Source organism: Bradyrhizobium manausense, assembly GCF_018131105.1.
GTDB classification, from domain to species: domain Bacteria; phylum Pseudomonadota; class Alphaproteobacteria; order Rhizobiales; family Xanthobacteraceae; genus Bradyrhizobium; species Bradyrhizobium manausense_B.
In genome coordinates, this window is the sequence record NZ_JAFCJI010000005.1 from 123540 (window position 1) to 138210 (window position 14671).

Consider the following 14671-nt stretch of genomic DNA (forward strand, 5'->3'; position numbering starts at 1 on the left):
TCAACACGAAGCCACACCGCGGATTTGCTGCGGTGAAAGTCCCGGCGGGCCCTTGCCTGCTGTCTCCGCCTCCTTGATCAGCGCAACAATGCGGCGCATCAGCGGCACGTCGACATGGTTCTGCTCGGCGAGCGCGATGACCGCGCCCTGGAGATAGTCGATCTCGGTTGTGCGGCCCTGCTTCAGATCCTGCCACATCGAGGAGCGCGCCTCCGGATCGATCTTCATCGTGCGCCCCAGGATCGCGTTGAAGATCATGTCGGGCAGTCTCAGCAGGGTCGGCGTCCAGTTCATCGGGATCGGCGTTGACGAGACCGGCACGATGCCGGCGGCTTTCAGTGCCGCCAACCCTTCGGCCATCTGGTCGGCGAACAGTCTTCGCCAGTCGCGGTTCGCCAGTTGCGCGGCGAGCGGCATATCAGAGAGAGCACTGAGCGCATTGTTCAGGTTGATGATCAGCTTGCCCCATTGCACGCCGCTGATGTCGCGGCTGGCGCGCAGGTTAAGCCCCGGCACCGAGAGCGCCGCCCCCGTGTTGTCGGCATCTTCGCCGACGGTGATGTCGCCGGAGGTCGATCGGTGGAAGCGTCCCTCGCCCATCGCGACCACATTGAACGGCACCATGCCGGCAAGCACGCGCCGGCCGCCGACCCGCTCTTGCAACACCGCGACATTGCCGACACCGTTCTGCAACGACACGATCACGGCATCCTGGGGGGCATGTCGCGCGATCTGACCCGCGACATCGGCCGTGTCGGCGCTCTTGACCGTGACCAGCACGATCCCCGCGCTGTGAAGGATCGCAGGATCCTCCGACAGCGCGAGCCGGCCCGCGTCGAGCCTCTTCTCGGAGCCATCGAAATCCGTCAGCAGCAGGCCGAACTGCTCGATCTCGGCCTTCACTCTCGGCCGCAACAGCAGCGCGACCCGGCGATCGGCAGCCGCCAGCTGGCCTCCGACAAAACAGCCGATGGCGCCCGCGCCGGCCACCGCGATCGGTCGATCGGTCACCACCTGACTTGCTCCCTGACTGTCTTCCCCTCGATTAGCAGAGGTAGAGCGGCATGCCCATCACGCCGCATCTGCCTTGTAACCGTCATGAGAGCCCCATATGTTTTTGCCCGGGGGCTTGTCACCGGCGAGAACTCGCCGACGAGAACGCCAAAGGAGAGCACCATGGGTCTACTCGACGTCCTCAACGGCATGCAGAACGGGCCACATGGATCGCGCACGGGTGAGCAGCCCTCATCAGGCGGCATGTCGCCGATGACCATGGCGCTGCTCGGCCTGCTCGCCTGGAAGGCATTCAAGCATATGACGGCAGGCCAACCGGGCGCCGCGCCGCAATCGGCGCCGACCCCTGTACCCCCGCCGGTGAATGCGGGCCCTGGTGGTGGCCTCGGCGGTGCGCTTGGTGGCGGTGGCGGCCTCGGTGATGTCCTCAAGGGCGGTCTCGGCGGCCTGCTCGCGGGCGGCGCAGCAGGCTCCGTGCTCAGCGGCGGCCTCGGCGATCTTCTCAACCAGCTGCAGCAGGGCGGCCACGGCGAGACTGCGAGCACCTGGGTCGGCAAGGGCCAGAACAAGGCGATCAGCCCCGGCGATCTCGCCAATGCGCTCGGCGCCGATCAGATCCAGAGCCTCTCGGCCCAGAGCGGCCTGTCGCGCGACGATCTGCTCTCCGGCCTCAGCCAGTACCTGCCGCAGGTGGTCGATCATCTGACGCCGGACGGACGGCTGCCGACCGAGAACGAAATCTCGGGACGGATTTAGTCGCAATCGATTTGACGTGGACCAGGTAAGGGGGAACACTGACATGAGCATGGGCGGTCTGTTGTGGATCATCGTGGTCGGCTTTGTCGCCGGCCTCATCGCGCGTTTCCTGGCGCCGGGACCGAACAACCCGAGCGGCTTCATCCTCACCACCATTCTCGGCATCGTCGGTGCGTTTCTGGCGACCTTCGTCGGCCAGGCCATCGGTCACTACAGCCCGGATCAAGGCGCGGGATTCATCATGGCTACGATCGGCGCGGTGGTGGTGCTGTTCATCTGGCACCGGCTGGTCGCGAGCGGCGTCATCAAGGGGTGACGGCGCATACCGTCGCGTGAGAAGGCTCATCTGCCTCCTCATCGTCATTGCGAGAAGCTCTTGCGACGAAGCAATCCGGACTGTCCCTGCGGACGCTTTCTGGATTGCTTCGCTTCGCTCGCAATGACGGATCACGTAACCAAATGCATCCCCGCATCCATGCGCACGACCTCGCCGGTCATGTTGCTGGAGGCCGGCATCGCCAGGAAGCAGACCAGCTGCGCGATGTCTTCGGCAGACGAGGCAACCTTCAGCGGCACCTTCGCCACCACGCTGTCGCGCACCTGCTTGGCGCCGGCCTCCCCGCGGCCTTTGGTGAACCAGGGCGTGTCGATATAGCCGGGGCATACAGTGTTGACGCGGATCAGCGGCGCGAGCGCGCGCGACAGCGACAAGGTCATGGTATTGAGCGCGCCCTTGCTCGCGGCATAGGCGATCGACGAGCCGACGCCGCTGATGCCGGCCACCGAAGACACGTTGACCACGGCCGATGGACGCCCCGAAGCCTTCGCACCCGCTTCGAGCAGGCTGCGCGCCGCACGCACCATCTGGAACGGGCCGATGGTGTTGACGCCGTACAGCCGATGGAAATCTTCCGCCGACAATCCATCGAGGTCGGCATGGGCGACGTGCTTGGTGGTACCTGCATTGTTGACGAGGATGTCGAGCTTGCCCCAGCCGCTCGCGGCCGCAACGATCCTGCGGCAATCGTCGTCCTTCGAGACGTCGCCCTGCGCGACCAGAACTTCCGCCGCCCCGGCTTTGCGGCAGAGCTCTGCCGTGGCCTCGGCTTCGGTCTTGCTCGACGAATAATTGATGACGAGCCGCGCCCCGCTCGCCGCGAGAATTGCCGCGGTCGCAGCGCCGAGGCCGGATGCGGACCCCGTCACGATTGCGCACAAACTGTCCTTGGCCATCCGGATTTCCTTCCCCTTGATTGAATGCAGGCTGTTAGAACCGGCCCTGTTTAGCGAGTTTGCCGCGCCCTGCAAATCGAGCAAACTCCGCTAAGCGGAATTAGTCCAGACCGGCTCCGAGGCTTGCTCTTGTCCCATGCCGAAGCCGCAGATGGGCCTGCGATCAGCGCTTGTCAGGACCATGGCTTTTTCGGATCATCGGGCGCAAGAAGAGACAGCGCCGCTCCTTGGGCAGGACGCGGCAATGACAAAACACGGGGAACGCAGTGGCGGAGAGTGACAATATCGTCGTCGAGACCGCGGAGAAGATCTTCGCCGATCTCGCCGATCCGCAGACTATCAACAACGACAAGAAGAATTCGTGGCAGGCGCCGCTGTGGCAGGCGCTGAGCGAAGCCGGCCTGCCGCTGGCATGGGTGCCCGACGATCTCGGCGGCTCCGGCGCGAGCCTTGCGGACGGTTTTGCCTTGTTGAACGCTGCCGGCCGCTTCGCGGTCGCGGTTCCCCTGGCGGAAACGATGCTCGCCGGCTGGCTGCTCGCGCAGGCCAAGATCGCCTCGCCCGAAGGCGAGATGACCGTGCTGCCGGCCTCTCCAAAGGATCGCATCACTGTTAATGCCGACGGCGCACTCTCCGGTCGCGCGCGCGGCGTGCCCTTTGCCAAAGCGGCGAAGCACTTTGCGGTGCTCGCGCATGGCAAGGATGGGGTCTCCATTGCGCTGGTCGATGCCGCCAAGGTGCGAACCGAGTCGGGGCTCAATGTCGGCTATGACCACAGCGATACCGTCACGCTCGACAAGGTCCAACCCGTTACCATCAAGGCCGCACCAAAAGGCGCTGACCAGACTACGCTGATGCTGATGGGCGGAGTCGCGCGCAGCCTGCAGATCGCAGGCGCGCTGGAATCCATGCTCGACATCTCCGTGCGCTATTCCAACGAACGCGTCGCCTTCGAGAAGAAGATCTCGAAGTTCCAGGCGGTGCAGCACAATCTCGCGCGTCTCGCCGGCGAATCCGCAGCGGCACTCGCAGCCGCGACGTCTGCGGCTGATGCGATCGCGAACGCAAAGTCGTTCGACGACGAGGTCTATCTCGAGGCAGCCTCCGCAAAGATCCGCTGCGCGGAAGCCGCAGAAAAGGGCGGCGCCATCGCGCATCAGGTGCATGGTGCGATCGGCTTCACCATCGAGCACATCCTGCACCGCTATTCGCTGCGGGCGCTGGCCTGGCGCGATGATTTCGGATCCGAGAGCCACTGGGCCGTCGAGCTCGGCAAACTCGTCGCCTCCCGGGGCGCTGATGAATTGTGGCCACTCGTGGCGTCGCGCTGACAGGGAACGAAACACATGACCGCTGCTCTCCGTTTCGATCCGATCCGCCTGCCCGAGAAATGCGAGCAATTGCGCAAGGAAGTGCGCGCGTTCCTCGCCGAAGAAATCGCCGCCGGCACCTTCGATCCGCACAAGCCCAACCGCGAAGACACCGACGCGCCGGAATTTTCCCGCCGGGTCGGTGCCAAGGGCTGGCTTGGCATGACCTGGCCAAAGAAGTATGGCGGCCAGGAGCGCTCGTTCCTCGAACGCTACGTCGTGACCGAAGAGATGCGCGTCGCCAATGCGCCGACGCGGCGCTTCTTCGTCGCCGACCGCCAGAGCGGGCCGGTGCTGATCAAGTACGCGCCCGAGCACATCAAGATGGACATCTTGCCGCGCATCTGCCGCGGCGAGATCTGCTTTGCGATCGGCATGAGCGAACCGAACTCGGGCTCGGATTTGTTCGCCGCGAAGACGCGCGCGACCAAGACCGACGGCGGCTATCTCATCAACGGCACCAAGATCTGGACTTCGTCGGCGCATATCGCCGACTACATGATCGCGATCTTCCGGACGTCACCGCCGACCAAGGAAAATCGTCGTCACGGCCTGACCCAGTTCCTCGTCAAGATGAAGCAGCCGGGCATCAAGGTGAACCCGATCGGCCAGATCACGGGTCAGTACGAGTTCAACGAGGTCGTCTTCACCGACTTCTTCGTGCCCGAGGATCACGTGCTCGGCGAAGTCGACGGCGCCTGGAAGCAGGCGACATCGGAGCTTGCCTATGAGCGCTCAGGTCCCGAGCGCTTCCTCGAGACTTACTACGTGCTGACCGAGCTCGTGCGCGCGGTAGGCTCGAATCCGGACACGCGCAGCGCCGAAGGCATCGGCCGCCTCGTCGCGCAGCTCCACACCATGCGGCGCATGTCGGTCTCGGTCGCCGGCATGTTGCAGGCCGGCAAGGAGCCGGTGGTGGAGGCGTCCATCGTCAAGGACATCGGCACGGTCTGGGAGCAGCAGCTTCCGCACCGCGTGCGCGATCTCGCGGCCTTCGTCGAGGAGACCGCGACCAACCGCGAGACGCTGGAGCGGCAGCTCGACTTCGCCATCAAGACCGCACCGAAACTCACCATCCAGGGCGGCACCACAGAAGTGCTGCGCGGCATCATCGCCCGCGGACTTGGTTTGCGCTAGTCGCGCGGACCCGGTCTGCGCTAACTCTTCGAGGACATCATGAGCACCTACACAGATATCGGCGTCGAGAAGGTCGGACACGTCGGCACCATCGAAATTCGCAGGCCTCCGTTCAACTTCTTCGACATCTCGCTCATCAACCAGATCGCGGATGCGCTCGACGAATTCGACCGCGACATCGAGATCCGCGCCTCCGTCCTCTCGGCGCAGGGCAAGGCGTTCTGCGCCGGCGCGAATTTCCAGGATCCGGCCCGGCAAGCGCAAGAGGCGCGCGAAGCCGACAAGAAGGCCAAGGGCGATCCGGCCGACAGCCTCGGCGCGATCAACCATCTCTATATCCAGGCCGTGCGCATCTTCCGCGCCAAGAAGCCGATCGTGGCAGCCGTGCAGGGCGCCGCTATTGGTGGCGGCCTCGGGCTTGCTGTGTCTGCGGATTTCCGCGTCACCTGCCCCGAAGCCCGATTCGCCGCTAACTTCACGAAGCTCGGCTTCCATCCCGGCTTCGGCCTGACGGCGACGCTGCCCGAGCTGATCGGCAAGAACAACGCCGAGCTGATGTTCTACACCAGCCGCCGCGTCACCGGCGAAGAAGCCTATAAATGGGGCCTCGCCAATGTGCTGGTGCCGCAGGACCAGGTGAAGGCCGGCGCGATGAAGCTCGCCGCCGAGATCGCCGAATGCTCCCCGCTCGGCCTGGTCTCCACCCGCGCCACCATGCGCGCTGGATTGGCCGATCGCGTGATGGCCGCAACCAATCACGAGCTCGCCGAGCAGACCCGCCTGCGCGCGACGGAAGATTTCAAGGAAGGCGTGAAGGCCACGGAAGAGCGGCGCGTGGCGAATTTCAAGGGGCGGTAATTTCGCTGGCGCTCGCCTGTCGTCCCGGCGAAGGCCGGGACGACACTGGTGATTGGGCGCGTTACTTCCTCCTCACCACCAGCGCATCGACAACAGTCACGCCCTGCCCCTCCGGATGCACCAGCACCGGATTGAGCTCGATCTCCGCAATCTCGCCTGCATGCCGCGCGGCGAGCACTGAGATATCCGCGATCAGCTGCGCCAGCGCCGCAACATCCGTCTTCGCCGCCCCGCGAAAGCCGTTCAGCAGCGGCGCAGCTTTCAGCCCGGCCAGCATCGCCCCGGCTTCGGCCGCACTGACCGGCGCGGGGCGGTAAACGACATCGCGGAACAGCTCCGTGGTGATGCCGCCAAGGCCCACCATGACCATCGGGCCAAACGTCTTGTCCGTCATCGTACCCACAATGATCTCGACACCGCGCCTCGCCATTGGCCCGACCAGCACGCCTTGAATGCCGGCCTCCGGCCGATGCTTGCGTGCATTGTCGAGCAGCGCCTCGAACGCCAGAAACACCTCGCCCTTGGTCGTGATGTTGACCCGCACGCCGCCGACTTCGCTCTTGTGAGCAATGTCGGGCGACTGGATCTTCATCACGAGCGGAAAGCCGACGCGGGCGACCGCCGCATCCAGCTCGCTCTTGTCTTTCACCAGCACCTCGTCGGTCAGCGCAATGCCGGCGGTGCGGAGCAGCGCCTTGCTGTCCGCCTCGGACAGAACCGGCGAGGTCAGGTGCGCAGAGAGATCGCGCACCGGCAACCGCGTCTCGTCGGCAGGCATCGGCGGGCTGAACTTCGCATAGTCGACGGCCCGCCGCATCGCGACACCGACATGGGTCAGGCCTGACAGCACGACGACACCTGATGCGGCGAGTTCGCGCCGTGCGAAGTCTGACGGCACCGTGTAGGAATAGAACACCACCGGCTTGTGCTGCGCCACCAGCGCCGGCGTCAGCTCGGGCTCTTTGAAGGGCTTGCGCACGTCGCTCGACAGCGACAGCACGACCAGAATCGCATCGACGTCATCAGAAATCGTGAGCAGGTCGACGCTCTTCTGGAGCCCGCCCGAAGTCACCCCCTGCGCCGTGACATCGATCGGGTTGCGCGCGGTGCCGTAGGAGGGCATCAGCTTTCCGATCTCCGTCTGGATCGACCGGGAAAGCTCCGGCACCTGCAAGCCCTGCAACGCCACGGCATCCGCGCCCCAGATGCCGGCGCCGCCTGACGTCGTGACGACGGCGACACGATCGCCTTTCGGCAGCGGATTGCTCACAAGCACCGCGGCGATCGTCAGCGCCTCGTCGAGATCGTTGGATACGATAAAACCATATTTCGCAAACACCGCGTCATAGGCCGTTGACCAGCCGGCCATGCTCGCGGTGTGCGAGGCTGCCGCGCGCTCGCCGGCGCCGGAGCGGCCGACCTTCGTAACGATGACCGGCTTCTTCAGCTCTGCTGCCCGCCGGGCGGCCGCGAGAAATTTGTCGACGTCGCGGATGCCTTCGACGAAGAGCAGGATCACATGGGTCGAGGCATCCCGCACCATGTAGTCGAGGAACTCGCCGGCGCCGAGATCGGATTCGTTGCCGGCGCTGACGACGTAGCTCACGGCGATGCCAAGCGCCTTGGCGCGATGGTAATAGGCAAAGCCGATGCCTCCACTCTGCGCCACGATGCCGATCCGCTTGGTCGTGACCACCAGCGGGACCACGCCCGGCTTGACGTCCACGGCCGGACTGAACGTCGCCGCCACCCGTTGAACCTGGCTGAAAAAGCCCTCGGCATTGGGCCCGGAGATCCGCATGCCCGTGCGCTTCGCCAGCGCCGCGATCGCATCCTGCATCGCCGCGCTGTCGCCGCCCTCCTCGGCGAAGCCGGAGGAAATGATGACTGCGTTCCTGACGCCGGCAGTGGCACATTGCTCGAGCGCAGGCAGCACGGCGCGGGCGGGGATGATGATCACCGCAAGATCGATCGGCACGCCGATATCCGTGATCGATTTGTAGCAGGCGAGCCCGTCGATCTCCGCGTAGTTCGGGTTCACCGGATAGATCTTTCCGGGAAACTCGTTCTTGCGCAGCATCGCGAGCAGCCGGCCCGGAATCTTCTCGTGATCGCGGGAGGCGCCGATCAGCGCAATGCTCGCGGGGGCGAAGAAGCTGTCGAGCGGATGGGGCATATTGAAGCCTTCTTCTTGTCTTAATCCGTCATCCCCGCGCAACGGCGAAGCGGTTGTCGCGGGAGGTGCCGGAGCGCAGCGCCTCGCACCTCAGGATGACGGATCAAGAGCAGCTCAGGCAAGAGCTCAGGCCACAAGCCGGAACGTCACTCCGCCAAGCAGAAACTCGTTCCCGGCCACCGCGAGTCCCCTCGCCTTGGCGCCATGCAGCACCTGGGCGACGTCAGCCACCCGAAACTCCAGTGCGCTCATGATTTCGCTGGCACCCCTTACGAAACGAAAGGTTGCGTTCGGCAGCTTCAACTCGGGACCATCAGCCGCAGTGCCGATGATCTTGCCCCAATGCTCCGCCAGCCCCTGCGGATCCGGGCTCTGCATCTCAACGCCCGTCAGCGCTTGCGTCACATCCTTGCGGATGAAGCTTTGCCAGTCCGGACCCGCCGGCGGATACGCCCCCAGAATGTCGTCGCTGCCTTCGGTGTGGTTGAACTCGATGAAGGCCGCGCGGCAGTCGCGGGGGTGGAGCTGCACGCCGTGGTAGGGCGCGTGGTCGATGACATTGGCGGTGCGTACGCCCATCGCGTTCGCGTTGCGGCCGCGCTCATCCGGATCGTCGCAGCAGAAGATCGCCATGTAGCCGCCGCGGCCGCCGGTCTTCTCTATGAAGCGACCGGCCGTGGTGCCGTTCTTGAACGGCGCCACCACTTCCAGCAGGATCGTGTCGACCGGGAGTAGCGCGTTCTCCAGACCGTATTTGGCGACGTTGCCGTCCTGGTAACAGACGGACAGACCCATGATCCCGGCGATGTCGGAGATGACAGGCGCCAACTGCGGCGCGACGAGACAGATCTGCCGCAGCCGCATATACGGCGCCATCGTCATGCCCCCTTGAAGGCCGGCTTGCGCTTCTCGACGAAAGCCTTGGCGGCTTCCTTGTGGTCTTCGGTGTCACTGCAGCGGGTGTGGTGGATGGCTTCACCGTCGAAGCAATCTTCCAGCGGCAGGTGTTCGGCATTGTTGATGTTGCGCTTGATGAAGCCGAGCGCGATCGACGGTCCCTGCGCCAGCGACAGCGCGAGCTCGTGCGCAGCCGCATCGATCTCGGCATCGGCGACCACCTTCGTCACCATGCCGATCGCATGCGCTTCCTTGGCCGTGAGCACCGGCGACGTCAGGTAGAGCTCGCGCGCCCGCGCGCTGCCGAGCAGCTGGGTCAGGAAATAGGTGCCACCGTAATCGCCGGAGAAGCCGACCTTGGCGAAAGCGGTGGTGATCTTGCAGGATTCGGAAGCGATGCGGAGATCGCACGACAGCGCCATTGAGAGACCGGCGCCGGCCGCGGCACCATCAAGCTGTGCCACCACCGGCTTCGGCATCTGGTGCAGGATGCGCGAGACCTCCATGCCGCGGCGGAGGTTCGCCATCTTTACCTCGAACGGCAGCGGCGCGCGACCGGCCGCCATCGACTTGACGTCGCCGCCGACGCAGAACGAGCCGCCGGCGCCCTTGAACAGCACGGCACGCACGTCGGGATCATCGGCCGCGCGTCGCGCCGCCTCGACCAATCCTGCGACCATCTCGGGGTTGAGCGCGTTCTTTCGCTCGGGACGGTTCATGGTGATGGTAAGCAGCCCGCCCTCGAGCTTTTGCAGGACCATGTCGTTCATGGGACGTCTCCCTTGTTGTTCTGTTCGGTCTATCGCCACATTCGTCATTGCGAGGAGCGAAGCGACGAAGCAATCCAGAAATGTTTCCGTGGGAGACAGTCTGGATTGCTTCGCTTCGCTCGCAACGACGAGACCTATTTCTTCACCAGCGGGCAGCGCGACTGCTCGAGCGACTGGAACGCCTCGCTGCCAGGCACGGTGGCGAGCAGCTTGTAGTCGTCCCAGCGGCCCTTGGACTCCGACGGCTTTTTCACTTCGAACAGGTACATGTCGTGGATCATGCGGCCGTCCTCGCGGATCTTGCCGTTATGCGCGAAGAAATCGTTGATCGGCGTCTCCTTCATCACTTTCATGACCGCGGCCGAGTCGGTCGTACCGGCCGCCTTCACCGCCTTCAGATAGTGCATGACGGAGGAATAGACGCCGGCCTGTGCCGAGGTCGGCGGCCGCTTCACCCGCTCCATGAAGCGCTTCGAGAATGCACGCGTCTCGTCGTTCATGTCCCAGTAGAACGCCTCGGCCAGCAGCAGGCCCTGCGCGGTCTCCAGTCCGATCGAATCAATGTCGGTCACGAAGGCGAGCAGCGGCGAAACTTTCTGTCCGCCCTTGGTGATGCCAAACTCGGCCGCCTGCTTGATCGCGTTGACGGTGTCGCCGCCGGCATTGGCCAACCCGATCACCTTGGCCTTGGACGCCTGCGCCTGAAGCAGGAAGGACGAGAAGTCGGACGTGTTGAGCGGATGACGGACGGCGCCGAGCACCTTGCCGCCAGTCTTGATGACCACGGCGCTGGTGTCCTTCTCCAGGTCCTGGCCGAACGCGTAGTCGGCGGTGAGGAAGAACCAGGTGTCGAGGCCTGATTTCACGGCCGCAAGGCCGGTCACATTGGCCTGGCCGTAGGTGTCGAACACGTAGTGGATGGTGTAGGGACCACAGGCCTCGTTGGTGAGACGGATCGAGCCCGGGCCGTTGAACATGATGATCTTGTTGCGCGCTTTTGCGATCTCGCCGGCGGCGAGCGCAGTCGCGGAGGCCGCGACGTCGTAGATCATCTCGACGCCCTGATTGTCGAGCATGTCGCGGGCGATGTTGGCGGCCAGGTCGGCCTTGTTCTGATGGTCAGCCGCCAGCACCTGGATCTTGCGCCCGAGCACTTCGCCGCCGAAATCCTCCACGGCCATCTTGGCCGCGGTCTCGCTGCCGGGGCCGGTGATGTCGGCGTAAAGGCTCGACATGTCGAGGATGCCGCCGATTTTCAGAGGAGGCTTGTCCTGGGCCTGCGCGGCGGCGCTCGCACTCAGGGCGAACGCTGCTGCAAAAATACCCGACAAAATATGCTTCATGGAAAAGGGCCTCCCTTGATTGCCTGTCTCTGATGACGGCTTGATTATTGCTCTTGGCAATCGCTATTCCCGCAATCATGCCGCATGCGCAAGAGCGCAGCAAGCAGAAGCGCGTTGCGCATCCCGCAACGGCCTTGCGTTTTCCGCAAAGCGGAATGGTCGGAAGACGCAAGACGTTTCCGCGTCGTCATTGCGCATGCAGCGAAGGAATCCAGAATCTCTACGCGGCGGCAGTCTGGATTGCTTCGCTGCGCTCGCAATGACGGAGTGTGGCAAAGCCTCTTCGCGATCCACCGCGCATGAGTTAAAACTAGCGCGTAACGCAACCTCTCCGGGTCATGTGACGCAGCGGCTTCACTTCATCGTCGTACTCCTTCTCGTCGCCGCCGACGCAGCGTCCGCGACGCCGTGCCAATTCGAGGCACAGGGCGAGGGCCGCGTCACTGCAATCGTGGACGCGCACAGCGTGCGCCTCGATGACGGCCGCGAAGTTCGTCTCACCGGCATCGAGGCGACAGCAACGACCAGGCAGGAGCTGACCTCGCTGCTCGTCGGCCGCGACGTTACGCTGCGCAGCACGGACGACACGCCCGACCGCTACGGCCGTCAGGGCGCCCTGATGTTCATCGGCGAGAGTGAGACTTCCGTGCAGGCCACGCTGCTCGCCCAGGGCGATGCCCTCGTCTCGGGCGAGGTTGCGGACAAGGACTGCGCGGCGGCCCTGATGGCGTCGGAAGCCGAGGCGCGGCGCCAAAAAAAGGGCAGTTGGGCTGACCCGTCGGCCATAAAAAACGCGGAAAGTCCGGACGATATTTTGGTTGGGATCGGGCGCTTTATGGTGGTCGAGGGCAAAGTCCTGTCGGTCCGGCAAGCTGGGGCAATGACCTACCTCAACTTCGGACGGAACTGGACACACAGCTTTGCGGTGACTATTTCAAAGCGCACGCTGCCGGTGTTCGAAAGCGCTGGCATGCCCCTTAAGTCTCTGGAAAATAGGCGTATTCGCGTCAGAGGCTGGATTGAGGGGACGACGGGGCCGCGGATTGACGTACGTCTCTTGGGACAGGTTGAATTGCTGGGCGCAAACGAGCCTATTGGGGTAAGGCCTTAAGGGGCCGGGCACGGGTTAAGCGACGTGAATGGGGTGCTAGAACGGCACGGACGAGGTGATGGCCGCCGCCTGCGGGCTGCGCCGGCCGCGCTTTGCCTGCTGCTGGGTAGCGGTCTCGCCGGTTGCGGTGATATGGGCCGGTTCCAGACCGCAACCGCTCCGCCGACTGTCGCGATGCCCAAGCCGAAGCCGGCCGTCGCCCAGACCCCCGCTACCGAAAAGGAGCACGAGCGCATCCTGGCGAGCTATGGCGGGACCTATGACGATCCCCGGCTCGAAGCACTGGTCACCAAAACTGTCGACCGGCTGGTCGCCGCCTCCGACCGTCCCGACCAGGGCTACAAGGTCACCATCCTCAATTCCGGTGCGGTGAACGCGTTCGCGCTGCCGAACGGCCAGCTCTATGTCACCCGCGGACTGCTTGCGCTGGCCAGCGACACCTCCGAATTGTCCTCCGTGCTGAGCCACGAGATGGCGCATGTGCTGTCGAAGCACGCCGCGATGCGCGAGGACCAGGCGCGCCAGGCCGCGATCGTCACCCGTGTCGTCACCGACATGAGCACCGATCCCGATCTCACCGCGCTTGCGCTCGCCAAGACCAAGCTCACCATGGCGAGCTTTTCGCGCAACCAGGAATTCGAGGCTGACGGCATCGGCGTCGGCATTTCCGCCAAGGCACATTTCGACCCCTATGGCGCGGCCCGCTTCCTCGCCGCAATGGAGCGCAATGCCGAACTCAAAGCCGGCAAGAGCTCACTCGATCCTCGCGTGCAGGATTTCACCTCGTCGCATCCGGCCACGCCCGAGCGCGTTCAGAATGCGCAGACCATCGCGCGGCAATATGTTGCGCCCGAGGGTGCCGAGCGCGACCGCGAGAGCTATCTCTCCGCGATCGACAACCTCGTCTATGGCGAGGACCCCAGCGAAGGCTTTGTCCGCGGCCGGCGTTTCCTGCATCCAAAGCTCGGCTTCACCTTCCAGGCGCCGGACAATTTCACACTTGATAACACCGCGCAGGCGGTGATCGGCGTGCGCGAGGGCGGCTCGCAGGCGATGCGCTTCGACGTCGTGCGCGTGCCGGCCGAGCAGTCGCTCGGCGACTACCTCAATTCCGGCTGGATGGAGGGCGTCGAGAAAGCCTCCACCGAGGACATCACCATCAATGGCTTCCCGGCGGCCTCTGCCACCGCCAAGGGCGACCAGTGGCAGTTCAAGGTGTATGCACTGCGCTTCGGCAGCGACGTCTACCGTTTCATCTTCGCAACACGGCAGAAATCGACCGAGAGCGAACGCAATGCGCGCGAGACCGTCAATTCATTCCGCCGCCTGACCCTCGAAGAGATCCAGGCCGCACGTCCGCTGCGCATCAAGGTCATCACCGTGCAGCCCGGCGACACCGTGGAATCGCTGTCCCACCGCATGGCCGGCGTCGATCATCCGGCCGAACGCTTTCGCGTGCTGAACGGTCTCGACCGCACCGCGCAGGTGAAGGTGCGCGACCGCGTCAAGATCGTGACGGATTGAGGCGTGGCGGCTACCGCGCCTTCTCCTTCAAATACGCGATGATATCGGCGCGATCCTGTGCATCCGGCACATCGAAGTACATCTTGGTCTCAGGCACCATGGCCTGCGGCCCGGTCAGCCATTTGTCGAGGTTGTCTTCGGTCCAGACGATCCCTGAATTCTTCAGGTCGGGCGAGTAGTCGTAGCCGGAGACGCTGCCCGCCTTGCGGCCGACCACGCCCTTGTGCATCGGGCCGACGCCGTTCTCGTTGATCGAGTGACAGTCGGCGCAGCCCTTGTAGAGTGTCTGGCCGCGTGCGGCGTTGCCGGTCGCGACGGCGGGGTCCGTTGCGCATAAAAGCGCGATCGCGACGGCCAGGCTTGCGGTGCTTCGCCCAGAGGCGGAATTCGACCAGACGTTCATGTGATCTCCTGCTAGCGACACGCAAACAGGATCGTCCGGCCACGGCTTTTATTCCCGTCCGCGGACAGCACAAATGTCG

General features: G+C 64.4%; 14 protein-coding genes. 7 read left to right on the forward strand and 7 right to left on the reverse strand.

Annotated elements, in window-relative coordinates:
* Nucleotides 1-1014: a 2-dehydropantoate 2-reductase gene (locus JQ631_RS29695; protein WP_212333007.1), complete on the reverse strand. Its 1014-nt coding sequence runs from the start codon at nt 1012-1014 to the stop codon at nt 1-3.
* A 162-nt stretch (nt 1015-1176) separates the two neighbouring features.
* Between JQ631_RS29695 and JQ631_RS29700 the strand changes: the two genes are divergently transcribed.
* Entirely contained in the window at nt 1177-1770 is a 594-nt protein-coding gene (locus JQ631_RS29700) for a YidB family protein (RefSeq protein ID WP_212333008.1), read from the forward strand.
* 43 nt (nt 1771-1813) lie between these two features.
* A complete protein-coding gene (locus tag JQ631_RS29705) occupies nt 1814-2086 on the forward strand; it encodes a GlsB/YeaQ/YmgE family stress response membrane protein (RefSeq protein WP_194479162.1) in 273 nt (90 codons plus the stop codon).
* 131 nt (nt 2087-2217) lie between these two features.
* On the opposite strand, the gene JQ631_RS29710 is transcribed toward JQ631_RS29705, so the two are convergent.
* Nucleotides 2218-3003, reverse strand: coding sequence for an SDR family NAD(P)-dependent oxidoreductase (locus JQ631_RS29710; protein WP_212333010.1), 786 nt, complete (start codon nt 3001-3003; stop codon nt 2218-2220).
* Nucleotides 3004-3269: 266 nt separating this feature from the next.
* Here JQ631_RS29710 and JQ631_RS29715 point away from each other — a divergent pair, with 266 nt between their 5' ends.
* From JQ631_RS29715 to JQ631_RS29725, 3 genes are read left to right on the forward strand one after another with little or no spacing between them, the layout of a single operon-like run.
* Nucleotides 3270-4334, forward strand: a complete 1065-nt coding sequence (locus JQ631_RS29715) for an acyl-CoA dehydrogenase family protein (RefSeq protein ID WP_212333012.1) — start codon at nt 3270-3272, stop codon at nt 4332-4334.
* Nucleotides 4335-4349: 15 nt separating this feature from the next.
* The gene (locus JQ631_RS29720) at nt 4350-5510 is read left to right on the forward strand and encodes an acyl-CoA dehydrogenase family protein (protein ID WP_212333014.1); all 1161 of its coding nucleotides are present in this window, start codon (nt 4350-4352) and stop codon (nt 5508-5510) included.
* A 39-nt stretch (nt 5511-5549) separates the two neighbouring features.
* On the forward strand, nt 5550-6368 hold the full coding sequence (locus tag JQ631_RS29725) for an enoyl-CoA hydratase/isomerase family protein (protein ID WP_212333016.1): 819 nt from the start codon (nt 5550-5552) through the stop codon (nt 6366-6368).
* Between the two features lie 61 nt (nt 6369-6429).
* Here JQ631_RS29725 and JQ631_RS29730 read toward each other — a convergent pair whose 3' ends face one another.
* From JQ631_RS29730 to JQ631_RS29745, 4 genes are all read right to left on the reverse strand, one after another.
* Nucleotides 6430-8544 (reverse strand): acetate--CoA ligase family protein, encoded by a 2115-nt coding sequence (locus JQ631_RS29730; RefSeq protein WP_212333018.1) that lies wholly within the window; start codon nt 8542-8544, stop codon nt 6430-6432.
* Nucleotides 8545-8670: 126 nt separating this feature from the next.
* Nucleotides 8671-9420: a VOC family protein gene (locus JQ631_RS29735; protein WP_212333020.1), complete on the reverse strand. Its 750-nt coding sequence runs from the start codon at nt 9418-9420 to the stop codon at nt 8671-8673.
* Nucleotides 9421-9422: 2 nt separating this feature from the next.
* Nucleotides 9423-10211: an enoyl-CoA hydratase gene (locus tag JQ631_RS29740; protein ID WP_212333022.1), complete on the reverse strand. Its 789-nt coding sequence runs from the start codon at nt 10209-10211 to the stop codon at nt 9423-9425.
* Nucleotides 10212-10345: 134 nt separating this feature from the next.
* Nucleotides 10346-11554: an ABC transporter substrate-binding protein gene (locus JQ631_RS29745; protein WP_212333030.1), complete on the reverse strand. Its 1209-nt coding sequence runs from the start codon at nt 11552-11554 to the stop codon at nt 10346-10348.
* A gap of 259 nt (nt 11555-11813) precedes the next feature.
* On the opposite strand from JQ631_RS29745, the gene JQ631_RS29750 reads away from it, so the two are divergent.
* Both JQ631_RS29750 and JQ631_RS29755 read left to right on the forward strand, forming a co-directional pair.
* The gene (locus JQ631_RS29750; protein ID WP_212333141.1) at nt 11814-12665 is read left to right on the forward strand and encodes a thermonuclease family protein; all 852 of its coding nucleotides are present in this window, start codon (nt 11814-11816) and stop codon (nt 12663-12665) included.
* A 33-nt stretch (nt 12666-12698) separates the two neighbouring features.
* The gene (locus tag JQ631_RS29755; protein ID WP_212333142.1) at nt 12699-14189 is read left to right on the forward strand and encodes a M48 family metalloprotease; all 1491 of its coding nucleotides are present in this window, start codon (nt 12699-12701) and stop codon (nt 14187-14189) included.
* A 10-nt stretch (nt 14190-14199) separates the two neighbouring features.
* On the opposite strand, the gene JQ631_RS29760 is transcribed toward JQ631_RS29755, so the two are convergent.
* Nucleotides 14200-14592 (reverse strand): c-type cytochrome, encoded by a 393-nt coding sequence (locus tag JQ631_RS29760; protein WP_212333032.1) that lies wholly within the window; start codon nt 14590-14592, stop codon nt 14200-14202.
* Nucleotides 14593-14671: the final 79 nt, after the last annotated feature.